This window comes from Nonomuraea basaltis, from assembly GCF_005893125.1.
Classification (GTDB): domain Bacteria; phylum Actinomycetota; class Actinomycetes; order Streptosporangiales; family Streptosporangiaceae; genus Nonomuraea; species Nonomuraea basaltis.
The window spans coordinates 15744-39031 of the sequence record NZ_VCJS01000117.1 but is presented as its reverse complement, the minus strand read 5'-3'; the positions used below and the strand labels follow the sequence as shown (position 1 = coordinate 39031).

General features: G+C 72.5%; 24 protein-coding genes. 13 read left to right on the top strand and 11 right to left on the bottom strand.

The annotated features are described in order from the left end of the window. Positions 1-698 (top strand): NADPH-dependent F420 reductase (gene npdG / locus EJK15_RS40500; RefSeq protein ID WP_420847128.1); only part of this gene is annotated, 698 nt, incomplete at its 5' end. A 61-nt stretch (positions 699-759) separates the two neighbouring features. Here npdG and EJK15_RS40495 read toward each other — a convergent pair. Genes EJK15_RS40495 through EJK15_RS40480 form a run of 4 tightly spaced genes read right to left on the bottom strand, consistent with a single transcriptional unit; the run spans position 760 to position 4606 of the window. After that, complete coding sequence (locus EJK15_RS40495; protein ID WP_138715775.1) at positions 760-1365, bottom strand: response regulator transcription factor; 606 nt, start codon at positions 1363-1365, stop codon at positions 760-762. Further along, positions 1362-2447 (bottom strand): sensor histidine kinase, encoded by a 1086-nt coding sequence (locus EJK15_RS40490; protein ID WP_138715774.1) that lies wholly within the window; start codon positions 2445-2447, stop codon positions 1362-1364. The genes EJK15_RS40495 and EJK15_RS40490 overlap by 4 nt, the downstream gene beginning before the upstream one ends. Before the next feature lie 17 nt (positions 2448-2464). Further along, positions 2465-3394 carry a serine/threonine dehydratase gene (locus EJK15_RS40485; protein WP_138715773.1) on the bottom strand — a complete coding sequence of 310 codons (930 nt, stop codon included), beginning with the start codon at positions 3392-3394 and terminating at the stop codon, positions 2465-2467. Between the two features lie 39 nt (positions 3395-3433). Beyond that, the gene (locus EJK15_RS40480) at positions 3434-4606 is read right to left on the bottom strand and encodes a trans-sulfuration enzyme family protein (protein WP_138715772.1); all 1173 of its coding nucleotides are present in this window, start codon (positions 4604-4606) and stop codon (positions 3434-3436) included. Positions 4607-4665: 59 nt separating this feature from the next. Between EJK15_RS40480 and EJK15_RS40475 the strand changes: the two genes are divergently transcribed. Genes EJK15_RS40475 through EJK15_RS40460 form a run of 4 tightly spaced genes read left to right on the top strand, consistent with a single transcriptional unit; the run spans position 4666 to position 8445 of the window. Then, positions 4666-6096, top strand: a complete 1431-nt coding sequence (locus EJK15_RS40475) for an aminotransferase-like domain-containing protein (RefSeq protein ID WP_138715771.1) — start codon at positions 4666-4668, stop codon at positions 6094-6096. Between the two features lie 12 nt (positions 6097-6108). Then, complete coding sequence (locus EJK15_RS40470) at positions 6109-6795, top strand: alpha/beta fold hydrolase (RefSeq protein ID WP_138715770.1); 687 nt, start codon at positions 6109-6111, stop codon at positions 6793-6795. Between the two features lie 46 nt (positions 6796-6841). Continuing rightward, the gene (locus EJK15_RS40465; RefSeq protein WP_138715769.1) at positions 6842-7729 is read left to right on the top strand and encodes an ABC transporter ATP-binding protein; all 888 of its coding nucleotides are present in this window, start codon (positions 6842-6844) and stop codon (positions 7727-7729) included. Then, positions 7726-8445: an ABC transporter permease gene (locus tag EJK15_RS40460; protein ID WP_138715768.1), complete on the top strand. Its 720-nt coding sequence runs from the start codon at positions 7726-7728 to the stop codon at positions 8443-8445. Before EJK15_RS40465 ends, EJK15_RS40460 begins: the two co-directional genes overlap by 4 nt. A gap of 80 nt (positions 8446-8525) precedes the next feature. Here the strand turns inward: EJK15_RS40460 and panB are convergent, their stop codons facing one another. Beyond that, positions 8526-9356 carry a 3-methyl-2-oxobutanoate hydroxymethyltransferase gene (gene panB, locus EJK15_RS40455; protein WP_138715767.1) on the bottom strand — a complete coding sequence of 277 codons (831 nt, stop codon included), beginning with the start codon at positions 9354-9356 and terminating at the stop codon, positions 8526-8528. 136 nt (positions 9357-9492) lie between these two features. Between panB and EJK15_RS40450 the strand changes: the two genes are divergently transcribed. The 3 genes from EJK15_RS40450 (at position 9493) to EJK15_RS40440 (ending at position 13230) form a co-directional block, all read left to right on the top strand. Then, entirely contained in the window at positions 9493-10782 is a 1290-nt protein-coding gene (locus EJK15_RS40450; protein ID WP_138715766.1) for an MFS transporter, read from the top strand. A gap of 287 nt (positions 10783-11069) precedes the next feature. Further along, complete coding sequence (locus EJK15_RS40445; protein ID WP_138715765.1) at positions 11070-12620, top strand: MFS transporter; 1551 nt, start codon at positions 11070-11072, stop codon at positions 12618-12620. Positions 12621-12627: 7 nt separating this feature from the next. Then, a complete protein-coding gene (locus EJK15_RS40440) occupies positions 12628-13230 on the top strand; it encodes a TetR/AcrR family transcriptional regulator (protein ID WP_138715764.1) in 603 nt (200 codons plus the stop codon). A 104-nt stretch (positions 13231-13334) separates the two neighbouring features. Here the strand turns inward: EJK15_RS40440 and EJK15_RS40435 are convergent, their stop codons facing one another. Further along, positions 13335-14111 (bottom strand): ABC transporter permease, encoded by a 777-nt coding sequence (locus EJK15_RS40435; protein ID WP_138715763.1) that lies wholly within the window; start codon positions 14109-14111, stop codon positions 13335-13337. Next, complete coding sequence (locus EJK15_RS40430; RefSeq protein WP_138715762.1) at positions 14108-15049, bottom strand: ATP-binding cassette domain-containing protein; 942 nt, start codon at positions 15047-15049, stop codon at positions 14108-14110. Before EJK15_RS40430 ends, EJK15_RS40435 begins: the two co-directional genes overlap by 4 nt. Positions 15050-15097: 48 nt before the next feature. Here EJK15_RS40430 and EJK15_RS40425 point away from each other — a divergent pair, with 48 nt between their 5' ends. Continuing rightward, positions 15098-15865, top strand: coding sequence for a TetR/AcrR family transcriptional regulator (locus tag EJK15_RS40425; protein WP_138715761.1), 768 nt, complete (start codon positions 15098-15100; stop codon positions 15863-15865). On the opposite strand, the gene EJK15_RS40420 is transcribed toward EJK15_RS40425, so the two are convergent. Beyond that, a complete protein-coding gene (locus EJK15_RS40420; RefSeq protein WP_138715760.1) occupies positions 15839-16990 on the bottom strand; it encodes a hypothetical protein in 1152 nt (383 codons plus the stop codon). The two genes, EJK15_RS40425 and EJK15_RS40420, sit on opposite strands and share 27 nt — an antisense overlap. A 72-nt stretch (positions 16991-17062) precedes the next feature. On the opposite strand from EJK15_RS40420, the gene EJK15_RS40415 reads away from it, so the two are divergent. From EJK15_RS40415 to EJK15_RS40405, 3 genes are all read left to right on the top strand, one after another. Then, entirely contained in the window at positions 17063-17737 is a 675-nt protein-coding gene (locus tag EJK15_RS40415) for a TetR/AcrR family transcriptional regulator (protein WP_138715759.1), read from the top strand. A 127-nt stretch (positions 17738-17864) separates the two neighbouring features. After that, positions 17865-18941, top strand: a complete 1077-nt coding sequence (locus EJK15_RS40410; RefSeq protein ID WP_138715758.1) for a sigma-70 family RNA polymerase sigma factor — start codon at positions 17865-17867, stop codon at positions 18939-18941. 61 nt (positions 18942-19002) lie between these two features. Then, on the top strand, positions 19003-19830 hold the full coding sequence (locus tag EJK15_RS40405; protein WP_138715757.1) for a YybH family protein: 828 nt from the start codon (positions 19003-19005) through the stop codon (positions 19828-19830). On the opposite strand, the gene EJK15_RS40400 is transcribed toward EJK15_RS40405, so the two are convergent. After that, complete coding sequence (locus tag EJK15_RS40400; RefSeq protein ID WP_240777529.1) at positions 19822-20841, bottom strand: sigma-70 family RNA polymerase sigma factor; 1020 nt, start codon at positions 20839-20841, stop codon at positions 19822-19824. The two genes, EJK15_RS40405 and EJK15_RS40400, sit on opposite strands and share 9 nt — an antisense overlap. Positions 20842-20911: 70 nt before the next feature. Further along, positions 20912-21349, bottom strand: coding sequence for a MerR family transcriptional regulator (locus tag EJK15_RS40395; protein WP_138715755.1), 438 nt, complete (start codon positions 21347-21349; stop codon positions 20912-20914). A 90-nt stretch (positions 21350-21439) separates the two neighbouring features. On the opposite strand from EJK15_RS40395, the gene EJK15_RS40390 reads away from it, so the two are divergent. Next, the gene (locus tag EJK15_RS40390; protein WP_138715754.1) at positions 21440-22081 is read left to right on the top strand and encodes an SDR family NAD(P)-dependent oxidoreductase; all 642 of its coding nucleotides are present in this window, start codon (positions 21440-21442) and stop codon (positions 22079-22081) included. 68 nt (positions 22082-22149) lie between these two features. Here the strand turns inward: EJK15_RS40390 and EJK15_RS40385 are convergent, their stop codons facing one another. Continuing rightward, positions 22150-23235: a DNA alkylation repair protein gene (locus EJK15_RS40385; protein WP_138715753.1), complete on the bottom strand. Its 1086-nt coding sequence runs from the start codon at positions 23233-23235 to the stop codon at positions 22150-22152. Between the last annotated feature and the right edge of the window lie 53 nt (positions 23236-23288).

The following is a 23288-nucleotide window of genomic DNA, read 5'->3' as shown; positions in this document are numbered from 1 at the left end:
TGGGTGGGGCGAGAGCATGTTCCGGGGGCTGGCATGATCGAGGCATGAGTGACGTGAGCGGACTTTCCATCGGCATCCTCGGCGGCACCGGCGATCAGGGGAAGGGGCTGGCGCGGCGGTTCGCGCTGGCGGGGCATCCGGTGCTGATCGGGTCGCGTAGCGCGCAGCGCGCCCATGAGGCTGCCGAGTCCATCGGGGAGGGCGCGACGGGTGGAGAGAACGCCGCCGTCGCCGCACAGGCCGACATCGTGATCGTGGCGGTGCCGTACGAAGGGCACAAGGCGTTGCTCGAGTCCCTGCGGGCCGAGCTGGCCGGGAAGATCGTGGTGGACTGCGTGAACCCGCTCGGGTTCGACAAGCAGGGCGCCTACGCGCTGCCGGTCGAGGAGGGCAGTGCCGCCCAGCAGGCCGCGGCGGTGCTGCCGGACAGCCGGGTGGTGGCGGCCTTCCACCACGTGTCGGCCGTCGTGCTGATGGACCCGGCGGTGGACAAGGTGGACCTGGACGTCCTGGTGCTCGGCGACGACCGCGAGGCGACGAACCTGGTGCAGGCGCTGGCGGACGTCATTCCCGGGGTGCGCGGCGTGTACGGCGGGCGGCTGCGCAACGCCCACCAGATCGAGGCGCTCACCGCCAACATCATCTCGGTGAACCGCCGCTACAAGGCGCACGCGGGGCTGCGCATCACGGACATCTAGCGCCACGGCAAGGGCCGGCGTCGAACGGCATCCGGCCTCCTCGGCTGACCGGCCCCTGGCGCTACAACCAGCCGGCGTCCTCGGCGATGCGGATGGCGTCGATCTTGTTGCGGGCGCCCGTCTTCGTGATCGCGCCGGTGAGGTAGTTGCGTACCGTGCCGGGGGACAGGTGGAGGCGGGAGGCGATCTCCTCGGCCGACGCGCCCCTGGCGGCCTCCTTGAGCACGGTGGACTCGCGGGGCGTGAGCGGGCTCTCGCCGTACTCCATCGCCGCCGACACCAGCTCGCCGTCCAGCACGCGCAGCCCGGCCGCGGTACGCCTGATGGCGTCCGCCAGCCGGTCGCCGGGGGCGTCCTTGACCAGGAACGCCTCGATGCCGGCGGCCAGCGCCCGGCGTACGTGGCCGGGCTGGCCGAGGGCCGTGAGCACGAGGATCCGGCAGGACGGGAGGCGCTCGCGGAGCGTGGCGGCGGCGGTGATGCCGTCGACGACCGGCAGGTCGATGTCCAGGACCGCCACGTCGGGCCAGGCCCGCAGGGCCGCGGGCACGATCTCGTCGCCGCGGGTGACCTCGGCCACGACCTCGATGTCGGGCTCGAGGCGGAGGAGGGCGGCGAGGGCGGCCCGGATCATGTGCATATCTTCGGCCAGCAGGACCCTGATCATGACCCGACCTCCATGGTCAGAAGGAAGCCGCCGGGGCCCGCCGGGGCGGCGGTGCAGGTGCCGCCCGCCTGGGCCGCCCGCTCAGCCAGCCCCGTGAGGCCGTCGCCGGGTGGTCCGGTGTCCGGCGGGGCGCCGTCGTTGGCCACCTTCAGCCGTACCGTCGCGCCGTTCAGCGAGGTGGTGATCGTGCAGGTGGTGGCCCTGCTGTGGCGCAGGACGTTGGTGACCGCCTCGCGTACGGCCCAGGCCAGCGCCTCCTCCGAGCGCCGCGGCAGCGCCACGTCGGCCAGGTGCGCCTGGCAGCCGACGCCGGACGACTCCAGCAGCGCCACGGCCCGGTTCACCTCGCCCGGCAGCGACATGGCCCGGTAGCCCCTGGCGACCTGGCGTACGTCCTGGGCCGCCTCCCTGGCCACCCGCACCAGCTCGCCCACCTCGGTCCGCGCCGATGAGGGGTCGCGGTCCATGAGGCGGGAGGCCAGGTCGCCCTTGAGCGCGATCGCGGTGAGGCTGTGCCCCAGGCCGTCGTGCAGGTCGCGGGAGATCCGCAGGCGTTCCTTGAGCACGGCGGCGTCCGCCAGCTCGGCCCTGGCCTGCTCCAGGTCGGCCGTCACGCGGACGAAGCGGACCAGCGCGTACGTCATGGCGCCCGTCGTGGGCACGGTGACCACGTAGAAGGCGGTGACCACCGAGAAGTCGACGCCGGCCCACAGCGCGGCGCCCTCGTACAGCATCATCAGAACGACCAGCGCGCAGCCCCAGCGCAGCGGCAGGAACACCAGCAGGGCCCCCGCCAGCATCGGGGCGGCCACCGCCGACATGCCGCCCGGCAGCAGGAAGTCGGGCAGGTACGTGACCACGGCCTGGAGCACGAGCGTGAGGGGGAAGCGCGGCGGCCGCTCGCCCCGCAGTCCCGCCCGCATGTTCAGGTGGTGCGTGGAGACGACGGCCAGCATCGCCACCGCAGCCGCCGTGCCGTAGCCCGGGCCGTGCCGGAAGTAGAGCAGCGCGATCACGGTGTAGGCGATGGAGACGGCCGTGATGAGGGCGCCGGCGAGCCGCCTGGCCGGGATCGAGAGCACAGTCGATCGTCAGCGGTTCAGGTGGTGGCCAGGGTCGCGGGGTCGGTGTTGGAGCCGCACACCACGACCGCCACCCGCTCCCCCGGCGCCGGCGTGTACGCCCCTGACAGCAGCCCCGCGTACGCCGCCGCCCCCGCGTGCTCGGCCACCACCCGGTGCCGCGCCCACAAGGTACGGCGAGCCGCCACGATCGCCTCGTCGCTCACCAGCACGCTCTCCACCCGCGGCCCCGAAAGGATCTCGAAGGCCAGTCCGCCGAGCTGGGTGGCGCCCAGGGCGTCGGCCGCCACCCCGCCCACCTTGACCGGCACCGGCCGCCCGGCCCGCAGCGCCTGATGCAGGGTCGGGATCCGCTCGGGCTCGACGGCGACGATCCGGGGCCCCGCCGCACCATGGGCGGTCCCCAGCGTGATCCCCGCGGCGAAGCCGCCACCTCCCACGGCCACCACCACGGTGTCCACGCCCCCGGTCTGTTCCATGATCTCCAGACCGGTCGTCCCCTGCCCGGCCACCACCTCGGGCTGGTCATACGCGTGCACGGCCAGAGCCCCCGTCTCGGCGCCGCGCTTGGCCGCCGCCTCCGCGGCCTCCGAGTAGATGGCCCCCGTCTGGGTGATATGCGCCCCCAGCGCCCCCAGCCCCGCCACCTTCACCGGGCTCGTCACCTCGGGCACGAAGATCTCCGCCCGCACCCCCAGCACCTTCGCCGCGTACGCCACCGCCAGCCCATGGTTCCCCCCGCTGGCCGCGATCACCCCGCTGTCCGGCAGCGACCCCGCCGACAGCATCCGGTTGAACGCCCCGCGCACCTTGAACGACCCCGAGTGCTGCAGCAGCTCCAGCTTGAAGAACAGCCCGGGCGAGATCTCGAGAACGGGCGTGCGCAGCACGAGCCCGGAGATCCGCCCGGCGGCGGCCAGCACATCCTCATGGGTAACGGCGGTCATGAGATCCCCAATCGAAGACAGCGAGCATACGCTCAGACGTTACGACAGCGCCTGGGCCACATCGGCCCACAGGTCCTCGGGATGCTCGATGCCCACCGCGATCCGCACCGTGCCCTCGCCGATCCCGTTCGCGGCAAGCTCGTCAGCGCTGAGCGAACGGTGCGACGTGGTGGCCGGGTGGAGGACGAGCGTCTCGACGCCGCCCAGCGAGGGAGCGAGCAGCGCGAGGCGTACCGAGCTCATGAACCTCTCTCCCGCCGCCCGCCCGCCGGCCAGGTCGAACGAGAACACCCCGCCGAAACCGGACAGCAGCTTGCCGGCGAGTTCGTGCGAGGGATGCGGCGGCAGTCCCGGCCAGTGCACGGCCGCGACGGCGGGGTGCCCGGCGAGCCGGGTGGCCAGGAACTCCGCGTTGGAGCAGTGGCGTTCCATGCGCAGCGCGAGCGTCTGCAGCCCGCGCAGCGTCAGCCAGGCCGTGAACGGCTCGGCCGCGGTCCCCAGCTCGGTCGCGAAGTGCCAGACCTTCTCGTAGAGCGCCGTGCCGGCGAAGACGGCGATGCCGCCGACCAGGTCGGTGTGCCCGGACAGGAATTTGGTGGTGGAGTGGACGACGACGTCCGCACCGTGCTCGAAGGGCCGGCAGAGCATGGGCGTGGCGAACGTGCTGTCGACCACCGACAGGATCCCCAGCTCGCGGGCCGCCGCGCACATCCCGGGCAGGTCGGCCACCAGCGCCATCGGGTTGCTGATCGTCTCCAGGTAGACGAGCCTGGTCTCCGGCCGTACGGCGGCGCGCAGGGCTGCGGGGTCGTTCTCCGGCACGTACGTGACCGCGATGCCGAACCTGCCCACCAGGTCGCTGATCATCGCGGCCGTGCCACCGTACAGCGACCGCTGGGCGATCAGGTGGTCGCCGGGCTTGAGCAGGCCGAGCAGGACGGTGTTGATGGCCCCCATGCCGGAGCCGGTGGCGATGGCCGCCGACCCGCCCTCGAGCCCGGCGACGGCCAGCTCCAGCGCGCGGACGGTGGGATTGGTGTAGCGCCCGTACACGAACGCCCCGTCGGGACGCCCCATCGCGTCGGCCATCACGGCAGGGTCGTCGAACGTGAACCCGGACGTCTGGTAGATCGGCATGGTGATCGGACGGCTGTTCTCGACGGGCGGCTGCGGCGGGTGGACCGCCCTGGTTTCGGGACGGAATTCGGTCATGTGGCCATGATTCCCGGCCAAGGAATCCGATGTCAGAGCCAATCCGGCAGAATTGGTCTATGAATGGGGCCAATCTGGATGACCTCGTGGACCTGCTGGGCCGATGGGCGTCGGGCCGCGGGCCGCTGTATCTGCTGCTGACGGCCAGGCTGCGGGGGCTCATCGACGACGGCGTGCTGCCGCCGGACGAGCCGCTGCCCCCTGACCGGGTGCTGGCCAGGCGGCTCGCGGTGGGCCGGGGCACCGTGGTCGCGGCGTACGACCTGCTCCAGCAGGAGGGCCGCGTGGTGCGCCGCCAGGGCAGCGGCACGCGGGTGGCCGCGCTCGACCTGCCCGCGACGAGGACCGCCGACGGGGTGGTGGCCAATCCGCTGCTGCTGCACATCCTGCATCCGCCGGACGGGGTGCGGCTGCTGACGTGCGCCGCACCCGACGACCCGCCGGCGGCGATGTTCGAGGCGTACGAGGAGGCCATGGCGCGGCTGGCCGGCGTGCGCGATCTGGGCTACCAGCCGGCGGGCAACCCCGCCCTGCGAGCGGCACTCGCCGGTTACTACACCGCGCGCGGCGTGCCCACGACGGCCGACGAGATCATGGTGACGACCGGCGCCCAGCAGGCGTTCACGCTGCTGACCGGGCTGCTGGTGGCGCCGGGCGACACCGTGCTGACCGAGTCGCCGACGTACCCCGGCGCGCTGGAGGTCTTCAGGCACGCGGCCGCGGTGGTCAAGCCCGTCACCGCGGAGCGGCTCCGCGACGCCATACGCGAGCGACCCGCGCTGGCCTACTTCGTCCCCACCGCGCGCAACCCGGACGGCGCCGTCATGGCGAACCCGGACCGCAGGCGGCTGGCCGCGCTCGCCGCCGAGCACGACGTGCCGCTGATCGACGACGAGGTCTGCGCCGAGCTGTGCTTCGAGGGCGAGACGCCGCCGCCGGTGGCCATGTTCGGACAGCGCGAGCAGGTCGTCACGGTGGGCTCGCTGAGCAAGCTCGTGTGGGGCGGGCTGCGGGTGGGCTGGATCCGCGCGGCGGCACCGCTGGTGTCGCGCCTGGCCAGGCTGCGGGCCGTACACGACCTCGGGGGCGAGGTCCTCAGCCAGCTCGCCGCCGCGGCGCTGCTGCGCCGCCTGGACGAGGTGCGCCGGGCGCGCGTGCGCACGCTGCGCGAGCGCCACGACCACCTCCGCGCCGAGCTGCGCGGGCAACTGCCGTCGTGGTCGTTCGAGCCGGCCCGCGGCGGCCAGACGATCTGGGTACGCCTCCCGCGCGGCGACGTCGACGCCTTCTCCCAGGTGGCGCTCAGGCACGGGGTCGCGGTGCCGCCGGGACGATCGTTCGACCCGCTGGGCGGGCACGCCGACCACATGCGGCTGCACTTCCTCTTCCCCGAGGACGAGCTTTCGCGGGCGGTGAACAACCTGGCCCTGGCCTGGGCTTCCTTCGACGGAGCCGGGCGCACGGTCTCCCGCCACACCCTCATCGTCTGACAGTGTGGGACCGTGGAGACGACCTTCGTACTCGTGCACAGCCCCTCCGTCGGGCCGTCGACGTGGGCTCCCGTGGCGGAGTCGCTGGAGCGCCGCGGCCACGCCGCCGTGGTGCCCGACCTGACCAGAGTGTCCACCGGCGGGGCGCCCTACTGGCCGCGGGTGGTGACGGCGGTGCGCGACGCCGCCCCGGACACGCCCGTGGTGCTGGCCGGGCACAGCAACGCCGGGTTCTTCCTGCCGCTGATCAAGGAGGGCCTGGGCGAGCGCGTGGTGGCGTGCGTGTTCGCCGACGCGCACATCCCGCCGCGCGACGGGCTGATCAAGGTCACGGAGGAGGAGTTCCTGCCGTTCCTGCGCGACCTGGCCGGCCCCGACGGGGTGCTGCCGCGCTGGACGGACTGGTGGGACGAGGAGGACGTGGTGGCCATGCTGCCCGATCCCGCCGTACGCGTGCGGGTGGCGGCGGAGCAGGCGCGGTTGCCGCTCGACTACTACACGCAGTCCGTCCCCGTGCCCGCCGGGTGGGACGACGTCCGGTGCTCGTGCCTGTGGTACGGGCCGCCGTACGACAAGGTCGCCGACGAGGCGCACCGGCGGGGCTGGCCCGTGACCCGCGTGCCCGGCCTGCACCTGCACCAGATCGTCGACCCCGAAGGCGTCACGGACGCGCTGCTGAAGCTCGCGCGGAAGTCGTGAATTCTTCACTGTCGCCCGGGGGTCGTGTCCGGAAATAGTCGGACGCATGACAGCGATCCAGGTGACCGGGCTCAGGAAGAGCCACCAGGGCTTCGAGGCGGTGCGAGGCATCTCGTTCGAGGTGGCCGAGGGAGAGATCTTCGCGCTGCTGGGCAGGAACGGCGCGGGCAAGACCACGACGGTCGAGGTGCTGGCCGGATTCCAGCGGGCGGACGGCGGCAGCGTACGGGTCCTCGGCCTCGACCCTTACGCCGGCCGCGCGGCTCTCAGGCAGCGCACCGGGATCATGCTCCAGGAGGCCGGCTTCTTCCCCGATCTGACGGTCGCCCAGACCGTCGACACCTGGCGGGACTTCACCGCCGCGCCCCGCCCCCGCGACGAGGCCCTGGAGCTGGCAGGGCTGACCGGCCGGGCCGGCACCAAGGTGCGGCAGCTGTCCGGCGGCGAGAAACGCCGGCTCGACCTGGCGCTGGCCCTGCTGGGCCGGCCCGACGTGCTGTTCCTGGACGAGCCGACCACCGGCATGGACCCCGAGGCCCGCAGGAACACCTGGGACGTCGTCCGCGATCTGGCCAGGCGGGGCACCACGATCCTGCTGACCACGCACTACCTGGAGGAGGCGCAGCGGCTGGCCGCCGCCATGGCGATCATGGACGAGGGCCGGATCGTCGCCTCGGGCGGCATGGCGGAGACACTGGCGGCCGGCAGCGGGCGGGTCGCGTTCCGGCTGCCCGCCCACGTGCACCCCGGCGACCTGCCGGTGCCGGTCACCGTGGAGGGCGGCAGCGCCGTCTGCCGCACCGAGGACCCCGACCTGGCCGCGCAGACGCTGCTCACCTGGGCGGCCGAGCGCGGGCTGCGGCTGGCGGACCTGGAGGTCCGCACCGCCACCCTCGAAGACCTGTTCCTCGACCTGCCCGGGAGCGCCCGATGAGCCTGGCCGCCACCTACCGTCTCGGCACCCGCCTGTTCTGGCGCGACAAGGCCATGCTGTTCGCCTCGGTGGTCACACCCGTGGGGCTGGCCGTCGGGATGCCGCTGCTCATGCGGCACGTGCGCGCCGACGGCGTCGCCGCCGCCACCTCGATCTTCCAGGGGACCCTCGCCATCCTGCTGTCGATCACCGCGTTCATGAACATCGCCGTCGCGCTCGCGAACCGCCGCGACCAGCTCGTGCTCAAGCGGCTGCGGGCCACCGAGCTGACCGGCACGCAGATCCTGACCGGCCAGATCGCCTCCACGGCCACGCAGACCCTGGCGATGATCGTGGCCTGCGCGGTGGCCGTGCGCCTGGCCGCCGACGTCCCGCTGCCCGGGAACCCGCTCGCCTTCATCGCCGTCACCGCCGCGGGCTCGGCCGTGCTGTCGCTGCTCGGCGCCGCCTACACCGCCGCGATCCCGCGCGCCGAGCTGGCGGCCGCGTACACCATGCCGGTCTTCCTGGTGTGCGGGGTCGCGGCGGGCGCGATGGGCCCCATCCCGCTGCCCTCGTGGCTGCAGGCGGTGCTGGACCTGCTGCCGACCACGGCGGTCGTGCACGCCGTCAGGACCGGCGACCTGGCCGGGCCCGCCCTCGTCCTCACCGCCTGGGCGGTCGCGGGGCTGGTCGCGATCAGACTGTGGTTCCGCTGGGAACCTCGCCGGTCATAAGAATTGCGGCGCGGAGACCCGATCCTTCAGGACTCCGGGCCCGGCCCGCGTTGCAGGGCCGGCCCGCCGTCGCGCGGGGGTCAGCTGTAGGTGTGTTCCGGGGCCGGGAAGGCGCCGGAGGTCACGTCGGCGGCGAAGGCGCGGACGGCGCGGTCCATCTCGGCGGCCAGGTCCGAGTACCGCTTGACGAACTTGGCCGGGTGCGGCGTCAGCCCCATCAGGTCCTGCCACACCAGGACCTGCGCGTCCGTCTCCGCCCCCGCCCCGATGCCGATCGTCGGGATCGCGAGCGACGTCGTCACCCGCTGCGCCAGGTCCGCCGGTACGCACTCCAGCACCACCGAGAACGCGCCGGCCCGCTCCAGGTCCTTGGCGTCCGACATGAGCTCGTCGCCCGACTGCCCCCGCCCCTGCACGCGGTAGCCGCCCAGGACGTTGACCGACTGCGGGGTCAGCCCGAGGTGCGCCATGACCGGTACGCCCGCCGAGACCAGCGCCTCGACCTGCGGCAGGACCCGGCGGCCGCCCTCCAGCTTGACCGCCTGCGCGCCCGCCTCCTTCATGAAGCGCGCCGCCGACTCCAGCGCCTGCTGGGGCGAGGACTGGTACGACCCGAACGGCAGGTCCGCGACGACGAGCGCGCGCGACGACCCGCGTACGACGGCCGCCGTGAGCGGCAGCAGGTCGTCGACCGTGACGGGCAGCGTGGAGTCGTAGCCGTACACGACGATGGCCGCGGAGTCGCCCACCAGCAGGACCGGGATGCCGGCCGCGTCGAACACCCTGGCCGTCATCGCGTCGTAGGCGGTGACCATGGGCCACCGCTCTCCGCGCTCCTTGGCGGCGGCGAGGTCGCGGACGGTGACGCGGCGCCCGGAGACGCCGCCGTACAGCATGGATGAAGAGGACATACGTAAACCCTCCAGGACCGTCTCGAGGCGCCCCAGTGGCGTCCCCGGACTCCTTCTGATGATGTCACGCGCGAAAAACCTGTGGCGAAACTGTCGGTGCCTGTTGCGACAATCAACGCGGAGGTAATCAATCGCCATGGCACTCGACCCTTACCGACGCCTGCTCAAAAACCCTGGCGTCCCCACGTTGCTGATGGTGGGGATGCTGGCCCGGGTTCCCGCCACGGCTGTGACCTTCGCGCTGACCCTGCACGTGGTCCAGGATCTCGGCCTCGGCTACTACTGGGCCGGGCTGGTCACCCTGGCGAGCACGATCGGCATGGCCATCGGCTCACCGTTGGCGGGAAGGTTGATCGACAAATACGGCATGCGCCCGGTGCTGGCCGTCACCACCGTGGCCCAGGCGGTGTTCTGGGCGTGCGCGTGGGCGCTGCCCTACCCCGTCCTGGTCGGCGCGACGGCGCTGGCGGGGTTGCTGGCGCTGCCGGTGTTCAGCGTGACCAGGCAGTGCCTGGCCGCCCTGGTGCCGGTGCCGCAGCGGTCCGTCGCCTTCACGCTCGACTCGATGCTGGTCGAGCTGTCGTACATGACGGGGCCCGCGCTGGCGGTGGCGGGCATGACGACGCTGGGCGGCAGCGTGACGATGGCGGCCATCGGGGTCGGCATAACGGTCGCGGGGCTGGGCCTGATCGTGCTCAACCCGCCCACCCGTTCGGCCGCGGAGCGGGCGCACGAGGAGCGGGCGGGCAAGGTGCCCAGGCGGCAGTGGTTCACGCCGGCGTTCGGAGCGCTGCTCGGCACGGTCACGGCGGCCACGTTCGTCCTCACCGCGACCGAGCTGGCCCTGGTCGCCACCATGACCAAGGCCGACCAGACGGCGTGGGTGGGCCTTGCCGTCGGCATCTGGTGCGTCTATTCGCTGTCCGGCGGGTTTGTGTACGGCGGCCTGGCGCGCGGCTTCTCACCTCTCGCGCTCATCGCGGCCATGAGCCTGCTGACCGTCCCGGTCGGCCTGGCCTCCGGCGACTGGCGCTGGCTGATCCTCGCCCTCCTGCCGGCCGGCCTGCTCTGCGCCCCGTCCCTGTCGTCCACGGTGAACGCCGTCAGCAGCTGGGTGCCCGCGGACGCCAGGGGAGAGGCGATGGGCTTCCACGGCACCGCCCTGCTGATCGGCGGCGCCGCCGCGGCCCCCATCGCCGGGGCCGTCATCGACGGATTCGGCCCGGCCTGGGCGTTCGTGGTGGCGGGCCTGGTGGGGGTGACCATCGTCGTGGCCGCCCTGCCGTTCTGGCGCCGCCGCCCGGTGCAGGCTTTCCCTGTGCCGGTCGAGAGGGCATGGGCGGGCGAGGACCCGCCGTCGCCGGTCGAGAAGGCAGGGCTCGACGAAGACGAGCCGACGCCGGCCGGCTCTTCCGCCACGGGCTGAACGGGCGCGGCACCGGGCCGCAAGCGAGCCGGTGCCGCGGCATCGGGCCTGCGGGTACGCCGGTGCGGCTCGTGATGCGGCTGCGTACGGCCGCCTGGCCGGAGGGTCGGTCAGGGAGGTCGCTACGGGCATGTTTCCGGGTCGGACGGCGGGGCGTGGCGATGAAACGAAGATGACGCCTGCAGTTCGTGCGGAGTTTACGAAACGACACCGTTGCGTATCGGAATAGTTTGCGATACGGTGGCGTTGCGAAACTCAGACGTATCGAAATTAAGGCGGATTCTTCCATGGACCCGAACTCAGGTCATCCACGGCGATGGGCCATCCTCGGCGTGCTGGTGTTCAGCCTGCTGGCGGTCGTGCTCGACAACACGATCCTCAACGTGGCGATGAAGACGATCGCCGACAAGACAGCCGGATTGGGCGCGACGCAGAGCGAGCTGGAATGGGCGATCAACTCCTACACGCTCGTGTTCGCCGGATTGCTGTTCACGTTCGGCGTGATCGGTGACCGGACAGGGCGCAAGCGGATGTTGTTCATCGGCATGGCGCTGTTCGGCCTGGCCTCCCTCGCCAGCGCCTACTCCCAGGATCCGATGCAGCTCATCCTGGCAAGGGCGGCGATGGGCATCGGCGGCGCGGCGATCATGCCGGCGACCCTGGCCATCATCTCCAACGTGTTCCCGCCCAGTGAGCGCGGCAAGGCGATCGGCGTGTGGGCCGGTGGTGTGGGGCTCGCGGTGGCGATCGGCCCGATCACCGGCGGCCTGCTGATCGAGCACTTCTGGTGGGGCTCGGTCTTCCTGGTGAACGTGCCGATCGTGGTGATCGGCATGATCCTCATCGCTACCATCGTGCCCGAGTCGAAGGACCCGATGCCGTCGAAGCTGGACCCGGTCGGCGTGGTGCTGTCGATCATCGGCCTGGTGGCCATCGTCTACGGCATCATCCGCGGCGGCTTCCTGGGCACCGTGGCGAGCGCCGAGGTGCTGGTGCCGACGCTGGCCGGCGTGGCGGTGCTGGGCGTGTTCGTGTGGTGGGAGCGGCGCATCGACCACCCGGTCTTCGACGTGCGCAACTTCTCCAACGTCCGGTTCAGCTCGGCCATCGGCATGATGGGCATCGTCTTCTTCGCGATGATGGGCGGGATGTTCTTCCTGACCTTCTACCTGCAGGTCGTGCTGGGCTTCTCGGCGCTGCAGGCGGGGGCGCTGATGATCCCGTTCGCCGCCGCGCAGCTCATCTTCGCGCCGCTCAGCCAGCGGGTGAACGAGCGGTTCGGCGCCAAGCTGTCGGCCACGGTCAGCATGATCGTGGTGACGGCGGCGCTGACCAGCTACGCGTTCTTGGACCAGAACACGCCGGTCGTGCTGATCGAGGTCATCTTCTTCGTCCAGGGCGCTGCGATGGCGAACATCATGCCGCCCGCGACCACCGCCATCATGGAGGCGCTCCCCAGGGAGAAGGCCGGGGTCGGCTCGGCCATGAGCAACACCGTCCGCCAGGTCGCCGGCGCGCTCGGCGTGGCCGTGCTCGGCTCGGTGCTGTCGTCCAGCTACCGTGGCGCGATGGAGCCTGCGCTGGCCGGGCTCCCCGCCGACGTGCAGCACTCCGCCGGTGAGTCCATCATGGCGACGATGAGCGTCGTCGAGGGGCTCGGCGAGCGGGGGCAGGCGCTGGTCAAGCCCGCGTTCACCGCCTTCATCGACGGCATGCACGTGACGGCCCTGGTGTCGGCGCTGATCGCGCTGATCGGCGTCGCGGTGGTGGCCAAGTGGATGCCGGGCAAGCCGCAGCCCGTACAGCAGGTTGCGGAGAAGGAACCAGCGGTAGTGTGAGGCCGCGATGACGATCCAGGAATCAGGGACTGCCCGCCCGGCGGGCCGTCCGCGCAGCGAGAAGGCCGAAAAGGCGATCATCGAGGCGACCCTCGACCTGATCGGCGAGGGCATGGGGGTGTCCGAGCTGTCCATCGAGGCGATCGCGTCGAGGGCGGGCGTCGGCAAGACCACGATCTACCGGCGCTGGTCCAACAAGGAGGATCTGGTCGTCGACGCCCTCTCCACGCTCAAGGCCCCGGTGCCGGCGCTCACCGGCACGTCGGTGCGGGACGATCTGGTCAGCCTCCTCGACGCGATGCGCAGGGAGGCCGGTCATCCCCGCAGCCGCTGCGTGATGAACATCGCGATGAGCGAGGCCGACCGCTACCCGCAGCTGATGGAGCGTTTCGTCAAGCGCGCCATCGAGCCCCGCAAGCTGGCGATGCGGGCCGTGATCGAGCGCGGCATCGCCTCCGGTGAGCTCAGGGCCGACCTGGACGTCGACATGGCCATGGCCATGCTGGCCGGCACCATGATGCACCACACCAAGTGGGGCCCGGCCGGGGGTCTCCCCGCTGACCTGGCCGAACGCGTCGTCGACGCGGCCCTGGCCGGAATGGCACCGTAAGCCGTTCGCATCCGGCACGGAGGCGCGCCGACGGCCGCCTCCGTGTTTCGCGTTCCGGGACCTGGCCCATTGTGCTCGCCTCCGGGTGCGGCCACGGCCTGACCCTAGACCGAGGTTCTGCGGCGGAACAGCACCGCCGCGATCGGTACGCTGACCAGCGCCGTGCCCGCGAGCCAGGCCGCCGCCACCGCCCCCGACGAGCCCATCGGCTGGTCCAGGAGCAGCGACCGCAGCGTCGCCACGATGGGCGTGGCCGGCTGGTTGTAGGCGAAGTCGCGCAGCACGCCCGGCATGGTCTCGGCCGGTACGACCCCGTCCGACAGGTACGGCAGGAAGAGCACGACGAAGCTGAACGCGCCGGCCGCCTGGGTCGACCTGACGAGCAGCCCCCAGAGCACCGCCAGCGACGACATCGCCAGGACGTACCCCGCCATCACTGCCAAGACCAGGGCCCAGTCGGCCAGGGCAGCGTTCGGGCGGAACCCCAGGATGATCGCCGCGATCAGCGCGAAGCCGCAGGCCGCCACGTTGCGGACCACCGAGGCGACCACGTGCCCGGCGGGGACCACCCAGCCGCCGATCGGGAGGGTGCGGAAGCGGTCGATCATGCCTCCGGTCATGTCGTCGGCGATGTTCACGGCGGTCAGCGCGGCCCCGTACCCGCCGGACATGAGCAGCACGGCGGGCACCACGAAGTCGATGTAGGCCAGCCCGCTGGAGCCGGTGGTGATCGCCCCGCCGAAGACGTACACGAACAGCACCATGATGATCACGGGCAGGGCGGTGTTCACGATGAGGCTGTCGAGGATGCGCAGCTCGCGGCGCAGGTCGCGGACGACGAGGCGGCGCAGATCGCCCGCCGCGCTGAGGACGCCGCTCATGCCGCGGCCGCCGTGAGCTCGAAGAAGACGTCGTCGAGGGTGGGGGTGCGCAGCTCCACGTGCTCGACGCCGACGCCGGCGCCGTGCAGCAGATCCAGCGCCTGGCGCAGGTGGTCGGGGCTCTGGACCGCCAGCGTGACCTCGCATGCCTCGCCGAGCGCCGTCCCGCCGAGCGCCACCACGGCGCGTGGTACGTCCTCGGCCCGGGACAGGCGGAGCACCAGGCGTTCGGCGCCGACCTGGCGCTTCAGCGCGGCCGGGGAGTCGTCGGCCACGACGCGACCATCGTTGATCACCACGACCCGGTCGGCGAGCTGGTCGGCCTCCTCCAAATACTGGGTTGTGAGCAGGATGGTGGTGCCGGAGGCCAGTAATTCGCGGATCACCGCCCACAGCTCGGCCCGGCTGCGCGGGTCGAGCCCGGTCGTGGGCTCGTCGAGGAAGAGGATCCGCGGCGCCGACACCATGCTCGCCGCGAGGTCGAGCCGCCGCCGCATCCCGCCGGAGTACGTCGCCACCCGCCGGTTCGCGGCAGCGGCCAGGTCGAAGCGCTCCAGGAGCTCCGCCGCCCGCCGCCGCGCCTGCCGCCGGCCCAGGCGGTAGAGGCCGGCGAACAGCTCCAGGTTCTCCCGCCCGGTCAGCAGGTCGTCCACGGTGGCCTGCTGGGAGGTCAGGCCGATCACCCGGCGTACCGCGACGCCCTCGCGCGCGACGTCGTGCCCGCCCACCGTGGCGGTGCCGCCGTCCGGCGCCAGCAGCGTGGTCAGGATGCGCACGGTGGTGGTCTTGCCCGAGCCGTTGGGGCCGAGCAGGGCCAGCAGCGAGCCGGTGGGCACGGTCAGGTCGATCCCGGCCAGCACCCGTGTCACGCCGAAGGACTTTGTCAGGCCCCGGGCGAGAATGGCATCTGTGAATGGCGTACTGTGTATGACGTTCATAGTTTTACCTTAAGGCACAATCCTGGGAGTGGGTCAAGGAGGGGTTCGATGACGCAGGAGCGGTCGCTGCCGCCCGTGGTGGAGCGCATGTGGGGGCGCAAGCCGGTGACGCGCCGGGGGCCGCGGCCGCGGCTGGACCTGGCCACGATCACCGCCGCCGCCATCGAGATCGCCGACGCCGAAGGGCTGACCGGGGTCTCGATGGCCGGCGTCGCCTCACGGGTCGGGGTGGCGGCGACGGCGCTCTACCGGTACGTCGGCAGCAAGGAGGACCTGCTCACCGCCATGGCCGACGGCGCCGCCCCGCCGCCGCCCGAGCCGGAGGGCAAGTCCTGGCGGGACTACCTCGCCCTCTGGACCCGGGCCCATCGCGACATCCTGCTGGAGCACGCGTGGCTGCTGTCCGTCGGCCGGCTCGTCCCGCCGCTGGGCCCGCGGCGGCTGCTGTGGCTGGACCGCGCGCTGGTCGCCCTCGACGGCACCGGGCTCGACGACGGGGAGAAGATCAACGTGGCGAGCGCCCTGACCGGATACGCGCTCACCGACGCCGCCCTCGTTCACGGCGTCGGCGGCGGTGACCCGCAGATGGAGCAGGCCGGGATCACGGGGGCCGCCGACTACGGCGAGATGCTCGCCGAAGTGCTCGACCCCGAGACCTACCCGGCCCTGTCGGCCGCGATGCGCTCGGGCGCCATGCGCGGCGCCGAGGGCTGGGTGGACGACGACGACTTCATGTTCGGGCTCAATCTGCTGCTCGACGGCGTCGAGGCGCTGATCAGGCGGCGGGCGCTAGACGGTCACGTCGGCGGGAAGTAGCTGCTCGGTGAGCAGCCGCCGGACCCGGTCCGGGCTCCTCGCCGCCCACGGCCGCAACAGCTCCCATCCGTGGAAATATCCGAAGATGTACGGGCTCATCGGCGACGGCTTGAGGAGTCCCAGCGCGAGCGCCACCTCGTCGTCGCTGTAGAGCGACCACCGCGCCAGATACGCGGCCAGCTCCGCGTCGGTACGCCCCTCGGCCGCCAGGAACGCCACGTTTCCCCACACGCCCCACAGCACGTTCTTGGCGTGGTGGATGGCCGCGAAGTCGCTGTGACCGCCGGGCCGGATGCCGGCCTCGGGGAAGATGTGCTGGTTCAGCCACGTCTGCGCCTCGTCGCCCGGGAACAGGATCTCCTCGGCGAGCAGCCCGAGCCCCTCGCTGAGCACGAACGCCGGCGACAGCATGAACCGCACGCCCTGATCCTGCCGGTCCGCGAGGTGGATCTCCTTGAGCATCGACTCGGCGATGTGCCCGGGGTGGCCCTCGTGCGAGACGAGATACAGCAGATCGGCCAGGTTGAACGGGACCGCCTTGTTGATGTGGATCGTGGACCTCAGGCCGCCCTCGTAGTCGCCGGCCCCGTGGAACGACACGCCCTCCACGAGCCGGCAGCCGACGACCTCGCCGTCCGGCAGCGGGATGATGGCGTTCGTCCGAGCCCGCGTCTCGGCCACCGCCTTGGCCACCAGGCCGGGCAGCCGGTCGATCGGGTCCAGCGTGTGCGCCGCCTGCCACGCCTGGAGCCGCTCCGCCAGCGGCCCCGGGCCCTTCGGCAGGGCGGCGTCCAGCTCGGCGTGCGCCTCCTCGAACACCGTCTCCGGCAGCCGCCGCGGCTCCAGCCCCAGGCACTCCCGCGCGTACTCCGCCAGCGGCAGCCGCTCGCCGTTCAGGTGCCGGGCGACGGCGCGCATCGCCCGCACCTGCCCGGCCAGGTAGGCCGATGGGGCGCCGTCCAGCAGTCGCTCGGCGTCGTCGGCGAGCTTCCCGGGCGCGGCGGGCGGCTCGCTCCCGGCCTGCGCGCTCCACTCTTCGGGTCCCCGGTAGATGAGCATGGCGCCGCCGGCCAGCCGGTTGATCCGCAACGCCAGCATCGCGTAGTCGCGCTGCCACTCGGTCATCGAACCTCCTTCGGGTCGGGATGGCTAAGCTAGCCGTACGGTATTCCGTACAGTGCACGGAAAGAGTGGGACATGCCGGAAGCCATCTGGTTCCGCGACGACGCACGCCCGCGCAAGCCGCGGCTGTCGCGCGAGCGCATCGTCGAGGCCTCCGTCGCCCTCCTCGACGCCGAGGGCGTGAGCGGCTTCTCCATGCGGGCCCTCGCCGCTCGCCTGCAGGCGGGCACCATGTCGCTCTACGAGTACGTCAAGAGCAAGGAGGACGTCCTCGACCTGGCGCTGGACGAGGTGCTCGGCGAGATCGAGCCCGACGAGGGCCCCTCCTGGCGGGCCACCGTCGTCCGCCGGCTCACGCAGAGCAGACACGTCATGCGCCGCCACCCCTGGGTGCCGGCGCTCACCGCCACCCGCCCCCTGCTCGGCCCGAACGCGCTGGCCCGCTCCCGGCTCTTCTACTCCACCCTCGCCGATGCCGGGTTGAGCGGCCCCGCCCTCGTCGCCGCCGTCGGGGCCCTTACCTCCTACGTGAACGGGTACGTCGCCGCCGAGAACACCTGGTGGGCCACCATCCGGACCCCCGCCGCGGACACCGAGATCCGCGAGCGCGTCGGCCGGTTCCTCGAGGAGAACGCCACGGAGCTGTCCCGGCAGGCCCAGGTGGACAACGGTGATTTCGACCGCCAGTTCCTCCTCGGGCTGGACATCATCCTCGACGGCATCGAGACCCGACTCGGGGCGGACGCATGAGCACGCCGGGTTCAGCCTTCAGGCGGTGGCCCGCACGCTGGTGTCAAGGGCCCTCGATCTTCGCAGGGGCCGGTCTCCGAGTCCGCTGTAGCTTGGGGCCTGGAACAGGCGGGGATGGGATGGGGCGATGGCGAGGACCTGGGCGGGGGAGTCCGGCGGTGCGGCGAGGGAACCCGACGGAGTGGCGCAGCGGTCCGGCGGTGCGGTGCAGCGGTCTGGGGACGCGGCGGAGTTGCTGGATGCGGCGCGGGCCGGCGATCAAGACGCGTTCGGCCGTCTGGTCGGGCCGTTGCGGGATGAGCTGCGCGCGCACTGCTACCGGATGCTGGGGTCCGTCCACGATGCCGAGGACGCCGTGCAGGACACGCTGGACCGGGCCTGGCGCAACGTGGCGCGGTTCGAGGACCGCGGATCCGTCAGGTCGTGGCTGTACAAGATCGCGACGAACCGGGCGCTGACGGTGATCGAGCAGCGGGGGCGGCGCGAGCTGCCCACCGACCTGAGCCCGGAGGGCGCGCCGGTGGCCGAGGTGGCGTGGCTGGAGCCGTACCCGGACCGGCTGATGGGCTGGGCGGCGGAGCTGGGCCCAGAGGCGCGCGCGGTGGCGCGGGAGAGCGTGGAGCTGGCGTTCGTCGCCGCCCTGCAGCACCTGTCGGCCCGGCAGCGAGCCGTGCTGCTGCTCCGCGACGTCCTCGGGTACGCCGCCGCCGAGGCCGCCGCCCAGCTCGACACCACGGTCGCGGCGGTCAACAGCGCCCTGCAGCGGGCCCGCAAGGTCCTCGCCGAGCTGCTGCCTGAGGCCGCCCAGCGGCGCACCCTCGACGAGCTGGGCGAGCCGGCGCAGCGGGAGCTGGCCCGCCGGTACGCCGCCGCCTGGGAGGCCGCCGACGTCGACGCCATCGTGGCGATGCTGACCGAGGACGCGAAGTACTCGATGCCGCCGCTGACGGCCTGGTACCAGGGCCACGACGGCATCCGCGGCTTCCTGACCGAGGGGCCGCTGACGCGGCGCTGGCGTTTCCTGCCCGCGCGGGCGAACGGGCAACTCGCGTTCGGCACGTACATGTGGGACGACGAGTGCGCCGCCTACGTCCCCGCCGGCCTGGACCTGATCGTCCTGCGCGGCACCAGGATCGCCGAGGTCGTCTCGTTCCTGGAGGCCGATTTCGCGGCCTTCGACCTGCCGCCGGAGCTGCCGCGATGATTTTCCGGCCCGGCCCGGGTTGTAGTCCCGACGGAACCACCGACCCGGAAGGACCACACCCATGGCCACCGACGAAGAGCAGATCCGCACACTGATCGAGCGCTGGGCCGAGGCGGTGCACGCCGGCGACCTGGACGGCGTCCTCGCCGGCCACGCCGACGACATCGTGATGTACGACGTGCCGCCGCCGTACGAGGGCGTGCGCGGCATCGACGCCTACCGGAAGTCGTGGCCAGGGTTCTTCCAGTGGCAGGCGCAGGGCGGCTCGTTCGAGATCGAGACCCTGGACGTCACCGCCGGAGCCGACGTCGCCTTCGCCCACGCGCTGCTGCGCTGCGGCACCCCGGAGGAGCTAGCCGCCGACCCCGGCTACCGGCTGCGGCTGACGCTCGGCCTGCGCAAGGAGGACGGCCGCTGGGTCGTCGCCCACGAGCACCACTCCTTCCCGATCACGGACCGGGGCGCGGCCGAGGAAGAGGTGCGCCGGGTGCACCAGCGCTGGTACGACGGCACCGCCGCCAAGGACCTGGACGGCATGATGGCCGCCATCGCCGGCGACGTCGTCTCGTACGAGCACGAGGCGCCCCTCCAGTACGTCGGCGTCGACGCGGTGCGCGAGGTCTGCGCCCGCGGCCTCGGCGTGGAAGGGGCCGTCAGCCTGGACGTCCCCGGCCTGAAGATCCTCGTACGCGAGGACCTCGCGGTGGCGTGGGGCCTCAACCACGTCCGCGTCGTGCGGGCGGACGGGCAGGAGTCCGGCACCTGGTCACGTGGGACACGGGTGTTCGAGCGCAGGGACGGCGCCTGGATGATGGTCCACCAGCACCTGTCCTTCCCGATGGACCTGGACACCGGTGCGGCCAGGACCGACCTGAGCCCGTCACGGTAGCGAGGCGGGCAGCCCGAACAGCGGGAAGTTCTCCGGGCCGAGGAACGTGGTGATCTCGGCGACGCGCTCCCCGCGCAGCGTCAGCACGTCGATCGACCAGGCCAGGTGCGCGCCGGCGGCCTCGTCCCAGAGGTAGGAGGCGGCGGCCGGGTGGCCGTTCGCGTGCGTCAGGCGGTGCCGCCAGGAGCCGCACGACGTCAGCGGCACCCGTACCGCGAAGTCGGTGACCGCCTCCAGGCCGCGGTACCAGTGCGGCATCGGCGGCATCGACCAGGTGACGTCCTCGGTGAGCAGCGCGACCAGGGCGCCGGCGTCGCCGCGTTCGAGCGCGGCGGCGTACCCGGCGACGATCTCCCGCACGCGCGCGTCGCCGACGGCCCGCAGCGTCTGCTGCTGGGTCCGGGAGGGGACCCGCTCCGCGACCATCCTGCGCGCCCGCGCCAGGGCGGAGTTCACCGACGTGGCCGAGGTGCGCATCATGGCGGCGATCTCGGCGGCGGAGAAGCCGAGCACCTCGAACAGCAGCAGCGCCGCCCGCTGGTTGCCCGGCAGGTGCTGCAGGGCCGCGACGAAGGCGAGCTCGACGGCCTCACGCTGCTCGGCGCGCGCGTCCGGGTCGTCGGGGTACGGCCCCAGCCACGCCACGTCGGTCCGCGGAGCGTCGCCGATGACGGCGCCGTCGCTGGCCGGGCCGAGATCCACCGGCAGGGCCCGCCTGCCGCGCGTCTCGGCGAGGTCCAGGCAGGTACGGGTGGCCACGGTGTACAGCCACGAGCGCAGCGAGCTGCGGCCCTCGAAACCTCCGAGCCGCCGCCACGCCCGCAGCAGCGCGTCCTGCAGGGCGTCGTCGGCGTCGTGGGCGGAGCCGAGCATGCGGTAGCAGTGGGCGTGCAGTTCCCGGCGCAGCGGCGCCACGAGGCGGGTGAAGGCGGAGTCGTCCCCGCCCCGTGCCCGGGCCAGGTCGGGATCCTCTGCTGCCGGCTCCGCGGCCGGCCGGGAAATCTTGCTCACAGGCGACGATTCTGCCGCACGCCGGCGGACGGCAACCCCGTCGGCCTGCTGAGCCCCTGACACGCCTCGCTCAGGCCCGAACATGACCGTCCCCGCTCAAGCCTGCTGGTCTAGGGCGGCGGCGGCGAGCAGCGTCGTCTCGCTCCCGCTGGTCGAGGGCGGTGGCTAGCATGGTGTCCAGCTCCCGCTGGGAGGTCTGGAGCCGCTCGATCGTCTCGGCGATGCGCCCCCGCTCCCGCCGCAGGTGGCTGATCATTCCCGGGCAGGCCGCCGGCACCATCCGCCCGCCCTCGTCGTCGTGTACGCACTGCAGCAGCCGGGCGATGACCGCGGTGGGCAGGCCGGCGGCGAGCAGGGTACGGATGTGGCGCACGGCGGCGACGTCCGACTCGCTGTACTCCCGGTAGCCGTTGGACCGCCGCAGGGGGCGCAGCAACCCCTGCTCCTCGTAGTAACGCAGCAGCCGCCTGCTCACCCCGGTCTCGTGGGCCAGGTCACCGATCCGCATGTGCTCCTCGCTCCGGGCTTGACCTTCACATCGATGTGACGCCTTAACGTTCCAGTGTCCGCCAGTCGCAACAACGTGAAGGAGCCGAAGATGCCGGGAGCGGTGCTGATCGGGGCGGGGCCGGGGATCGGCCGGTCGGTCGCCCGCCGGTTCGCACGGGAGGGCCTGCCGGTGGCCCTCGTCTCGCGTACCGGTGGCGCGCTCGGGCTGGACGGGGTGCGCGCGTACCAGGCCGACAGCGCCGACGAGACGGCCCTGCGCGCCGCCCTCGACGCGGTGGTCGGCCAGCTGGGCACGCCGGACGTCGTCGTCTACAACGCCGCGATCATCCGGCCCGACTCGCCCGGCGACGCGACCGTACGCGCCCACCTGGACGCCTGGGCGGTCAACGTGGTCGGCGCCCTGATCGCCGCCGCACACGTCGCCCCCGCGATGGCGCGGCGCGGCACCGGCACGTTCATCATCACCGGCGGCATGCCCGAGCCCAAGGCGGAGTACGTCAGCCTCTCGCTCGGCAAGAGCGGCGTGCGAACGCTGGTGGCGCTGCTCGACCAGGAATACGGCCCGTCGGGCGTCCACGTGGCCACGGTCACCGTGGCGGGCCCCGTCGCGCCGGGCACGGACTTCGACCCCGACGACATCGCCGAGCACTACTGGGCTCTGCACACCCAGCCCCGCGCCCGCTGGGACCACGAGATCCTGCACAGCGGCCTCAGCGCCGCGGACCAGTGAGCGGGCACGCGTGGTCAGGGTGAACGCGGCGGTGGAGCAGGGGCGTGAGAGCGGGCGTTCGCAGACGCTCAACAATGGGGGCCGGAGCGCTCGGCCAGGGTGAACGCCGTGCTCGCGGCCACCCTGCCGTTGACGATCACGTCGAGCTCCCTCGGTCCGGGCGGCTCGTCCCGGGTGGTGACCGGGCGGAAGGAATGGCTCTTGCGTAACGAGAACGTCGCCCCCGCGCCGCTCGCCTCACGCCGGCCCAGGTGGAACACCCGACGCGAGCCCGGCCGCCGGATCGCGTATTTCAGCAGCAGCGGCCCGGGCGCGTCCGCCGTGACCGTGACCGTGAAGCCCAGCTTCTCGCCGACGGCCACCGTGTCCGCCTCCAAGGCCAGCACGTCCACCGCGCCGCTGCCCGGGGTGGCGCCCACCAGCGCGAGCGCCTCCGGGTGGCCGGCGCGAAGCAGGCCGCGCACCGCGTGCCGCAGCACCTGCTCCACGTGCGAGCCGCCGCCGGAACGCCAGCGGGCCAGCAGCTCCAGAGCCACCTCCGGATGGTCCTTGGCCAGGTCGTTGACGTGGTTGGCGACCGAGCGGCGGACGTATTCGCTCGGGTCGTCGCGCAGCCGGTCCAGCAGGGGCAGCGTCGGCCCCGGAGCCATCAGCCAGCTCACCCGTGTGGCCCACGGCAGCCGCGGACGCGACCCCTCCGAGGCCAGCCGGCGCAGATGCTCGTCGGGGGATTCCGCCCAGCCGTACATGATCTTGAGTGCGTCGTCGCGGTAGCGCTCCAGGTAGGGCCGTACGGCGAACTCGCCCGACGAGTGCGGCGTGAGCACGGCCAGCGTGGCCATCGCCGCGTCCAGGTGATCGAGCCCCTGGACGGCCGTGTGGTCGGTGGCCGGCCAGCCGCTCCACATGTCCAGCGCCGCCCGCGAGGCGCTCTCCCGCACGATCTCGGCGGCCCGCGGGTACGGTAGCGGCAGCGCCTCGTGCAGCGCCGCGGCGACGTGCCTGACGCGATCCTTGAGCTCGAGCCCGTCGAGCCCGTCCAAGGCCTGCGCGATGAACCGGGCTCTCGGGAATGGCGCCCAGACGGCGGCCAGCCCGTCGGCCAGCACCGACACGGATCTGGCGTTGATCATGTCCTTCAGCGGTTGTGCCACGGCCCAACTGTGCCACCCGCCACCGACAATCCCCGGCCGTCCGATTCCCGACC